Below are 4,085 nucleotides of genomic sequence, written 5' to 3' on the forward strand. Positions count from 1 at the left end.
GGTGCGGCGGGATGTGGTGGCGCGGAGGTAGGAGAGTGTTGTTGTGGTCAGGGCGCGGGTTGTCGTGGTGAGGCGGGTCGTGGGGCGGCGGCGGAAGATGTCGTAGTTGTCGCGGAGCAGGCCGTTGAGGGCGTTGCGGCCCAGGGTCAGGTACTGGCGGGGTAGTTCGCGGCCCGAGGGGTGGACGTGGTGGTGCCATCCGTCCGCCTGCCGGAAGAAGCCCTGGATGCGGTCGGTCTGGAAGCGGACGGCCTCGCGCAGGGGGGCGGTCATGCGTCGGTGGGCCGCCGCGGTGGCGAGGTCGTCGTGGGACACCCCGTGGCGTTCGAGGTCGGCGAGGGGGAGGTAGACGCGGCCGAGGGCGATGTCTTCGGAGACGTCCTGGAGGAAGTCCAGCATGTAGACGCCGTAGCCGAGGGCGACCGCCTTCTCGGCGGCCTCGTCGTCCCGGGGTTCGAGCAGGGTGTTCACCCAGATGCTCATGTCGCCGCTGACGGAGCTCATGTACCGCTCGAGGTCCTCGAACGTCCGGTAGGTGGTGGTGTCGAGGTCGGTGCGGAGTGTGGTGAGGAAGCGCCGGATGCGGTTCACGTCCATGTCCCAGGTCCGGACCGTGTGGGCGAGGGCCCGGCAGATCAGTGCCGCCCGGTCGGCCGGGGGAGGGGCGTCCGGGGGGTCGGTGAGCCGGCGGAAGAACTCCGCCTGGAACGCGTCGAATCTGTCGCCGCGCTCGGACGCGGTGCCGTCCGTGGTGTCGAGCAGGTCGTCCGCGTAACCGCAGAACGCGAGCATCGCGTCGTAGTAGGGGCGCTTGCCGGGCGGCAGCAGGAAACGCGCCACGGGGAACGCCGCGCAATTGCGCCGGGCCAGATACCGGCCGCAGGCGGCGTAGGCCGCGGTCATCTCGGAATTCCGCAGTCCGGCGGAGGCCAGTTCATGCGTGAACACGCGTGGTGTCTCCCTCGGTGGAGGGGAGCCGCACCGGGCGGATCAGTGCGTATCCCTGGGAGAGCGAGGGCCGCAGACGGCCTCTGCGGGCGAAGAGAAGCTCGGCCACCGGAACCGGCCGGTGGTAGAAGCACACCGACGAGGAGACGTCGAAGACGTCGGCGGACCCGATGAAGAAGGGGAGTTCGGCCGCGAGGTACTGAAGTCCCGCCTCCGCCTGCGCCGGTGACGGCATCGCTCCGCCGAGGTGGGAACGCAACGCGGCCGTGCTCATGTCCAGGCATGTCTCGTGGAGCGTGGGGTCCGTCGCCAGCGCCTCGTCCACGCGCCGGCGCAGGGCGCGGTACACGTGGCTGCCGGCGAGCTCGGACAGCAGGTGCAGGTGCGGCTCCGCGGGTGAGGGGAGGCCCGCCCGCTGCCACGAGCGCAGGGCCCGGCGCCGGGCGGTGCCCGCTTCCCGGGCCGTCTTCTCCTCCGCGTACTCCGCGGAGCGTCCGGTGACCAGCAGGTTGTCGCGGAAGGAGGAGTCCGGGATCACTATGTCGAGGCGCTGGAACCGTCTGCCCAGCCACCGGAGAAGCCCGCACAGCACCTCGCCCCTGAAGTAACTGTTTCCCAGGCTGATCCCCACCACGGCGTGCACCCGCGCGGAAAAGACCCGGGCACAATTCGGTGTCAGGGGCGTGCCGGTGAATTCCACGAATGCTACCTCCGAGGTGTGCGATCGACCGGCTCGGCACTGCTCCTTTCAGTCTCGCGGCGAAGATTTCCTGTTCCCAGGGCGCGGGGAAGCGTACGCCCGCGTGTGGTCGGGTGAAGGCGCCTCGGATGATGGTCAGTTCATTTTCGTGAATTCGGCTTTTCGGAATATATGCCGCCGGAGGGCTGGGAGTGCTTCAGGGCGTGCGGCCTGGACGAGGTGGGGACGTCCGGCAGCAGCGGGCCGCCGTGGCCAGGCCCGGTCGACCGTCTCCCTCTCGCGTACCTCGACGGGGCGAAGTGGTCCTGGAGGACCACGATCTCGGGGAACGGGCGATCCATGCCTCGTTGTCCCGCGAGGTCTTCGGGCCGCTCCACGTCGAGGGACAGCAGCGCCGCGTCACACGGTGCTGACCTGCGGTTTGTCATCGCGGTGCGGGGGTGCGGGGGCGGGATGCGCAGCGGGGGCGCAACTGTGTTCTGCGTCATGCCCTTCCCCGGGGGTGCCGCGTAGCATCAACGATCCTGGTTTCCGAGCCGTGAGGACGGGTCTGGGCGATGGCAGGCGTTGAGCCGGATTTCGATGTGATCGTTGTCGGTTCGGGGTTCGGCGGCAGTGTCGCCGCACTCCGGCTGAGTGAAAAGGGGTACCGCGTCGCGGTGATCGAGGCGGGGCGGCGGTTCGCCGATGACGAATTCGCCAAGACCTCGTGGAATCTGCGGCGTTACCTGTGGGCACCCAGGCTCGGGTTCTTCGGCATTCAGCGGCTGCACCTGCTGAACAACGTGATGGTGATGGCCGGCGCCGGAGTCGGCGGCGGGTCGCTGGTGTACGCCAACACGCTGTACCGGCCCCTGAAGCCGTTCTACGAGGACGGGCAGTGGGCGCACATCACCGACTGGGAGTCGGAGCTGGCCGCCCACTACAACCAGGCCAGCCGCATGCTCGGCGTCGTCACCCGGCCGGCGACCACGCCCTCGGACGAGGTGATCCAGAAGGTGGCCGCCGACATGGGCGTCGGGGACACCTTCCACCCCACGCCGCTGGGGATCTACTTCGGCAAGCCCGGGGAACGCGCCCCCGACCCGTACTTCGGCGGGGTCGGGCCCGAGCGCACCGGCTGCACCGAGTGCGGCGCCTGTATGACCGGCTGCCGGGTGGGCGCCAAGAACACCATGGTCAAGAACTACCTGTACCTCGCGGAGCGCGCCGGGGCGACCGTGCTGCCGCTCACCACGGTGACCGACGTGCGGGAACGGCCGGACGGCACGTTCACCGTCTCCACCCGCGCCACCGGCGGCCTGTTCCGGCGCGGGCGGCGGGAGTTCACCGCGGGCAAGGTCGTGCTGGCCGCCGGGACCTGGGGAACGCAGACGCTGCTGCACAAGCTGCGCGACACCGGCGCCCTGCCCCGGCTGTCGCCGCGGCTCGGCGAGTTCACCCGCACCAACTCCGAGGCGATCATCGGCGCCGCGCGCACCAAGGTCGATCCGGACCGGGACTTCTCGCGCGGGGTGGCCATCACCTCCTCGTTCCACCCGGACCCCAACACCCATATCGAGCCGGTGCGTTACGGCAAGGGCAGCAACGCCATCAGCCTGTTGCAGACCCTGTCCTCCGACGGCGACCGGCGCACGCCGCGCCTGCTGCAGGTGCTGTTCCAGGCGCTGCGGCACCCGTTGCAGACCGTGAGGGTGGCGCACGGCTACCGCTGGAGCGAGCGCACGGTGATCCTGCTGGTGATGCAGAGCCTGGACAACTCCATCACCACGTTCACCAAGCGGACCATCTTCGGGCGGCGGAAGATGGCGTCCAAGCAGGGCCACGGCGAGCCCAACCCGTCGTTCATCAGGGCCGGTTACGAGGCCAACCAGCGGGTGGCCGAGCACATCGGCGGCGTCGCGGGCGGCACGTGGAGCGAGGTGTTCAACATCCCGCTCACCGCCCACTTCCTCGGCGGCGCCGCCATCGGTGCCAGCGCCGAGGAGGGCGTGATCGACCCGTACCACCGGATCTTCGGCCACCCCGGCATATCGGTGGTGGACGGCGCCGCCATCTCGGCCAACCTCGGGGTCAACCCGTCCCTGACCATCACCGCGCAGGCCGAACGCGCCTTCTCCTTCTGGCCGAACAAGGGCGAGCCCGACCCGCGCCCGGCGCAGGGCGAGCCGTACCGGCGGCTGGACCCGGTCCCGCCCCGCAACCCCGTCGTGCCCGCCGACGCCCCCGCCGCGCTGCGCCGCTGACGTCGTTCCGTGGCGCGCCCGGGTTCGCCCGTTGGGTGCCCCCGGCGCGCCGCGCCGGACAGCCGGGTGCGCGGGCCGCGCGAGTCCGGGACGAGCTTGCGGAAGCCGACGCCGTGCGGAAGGACCAGGACGGCGCCGAGTCGGGACCGGGGCATGACCCGGCACCCGGCGTCGCGGAGCACCCCGGGGAC

At 70.6% G+C, this 4,085-nt stretch carries 3 protein-coding genes; 1 reads left to right on the plus strand and 2 read right to left on the minus strand.

Annotated features, from left to right (window positions below):
• Both ACSNOC_RS27145 and ACSNOC_RS27150 read right to left on the minus strand, forming a co-directional pair.
• Window positions 1-948 (minus strand): phytoene/squalene synthase family protein (locus tag ACSNOC_RS27145; RefSeq protein WP_436750226.1); only part of this gene is annotated, 948 nt, incomplete at its 3' end.
• Complete coding sequence (locus tag ACSNOC_RS27150; RefSeq protein ID WP_436750227.1) at window positions 935-1,648, minus strand: tRNA-dependent cyclodipeptide synthase; 714 nt, start codon at window positions 1,646-1,648, stop codon at window positions 935-937. The genes ACSNOC_RS27150 and ACSNOC_RS27145, both read right to left, overlap by 14 nt.
• Before the next feature lie 557 nt (window positions 1,649-2,205).
• Between ACSNOC_RS27150 and ACSNOC_RS27155 the strand changes: the two genes are divergently transcribed.
• Entirely contained in the window at window positions 2,206-3,894 is a 1,689-nt protein-coding gene (locus ACSNOC_RS27155) for an FAD-dependent oxidoreductase (RefSeq protein ID WP_436750228.1), read from the plus strand.
• The last annotated feature ends 191 nt before the right edge of the window (window positions 3,895-4,085 follow it).

The sequence above is a fragment of the Streptomyces sp. URMC 129 genome (genome assembly GCF_051386415.1).
Classification (GTDB): domain Bacteria; phylum Actinomycetota; class Actinomycetes; order Streptomycetales; family Streptomycetaceae; genus Streptomyces.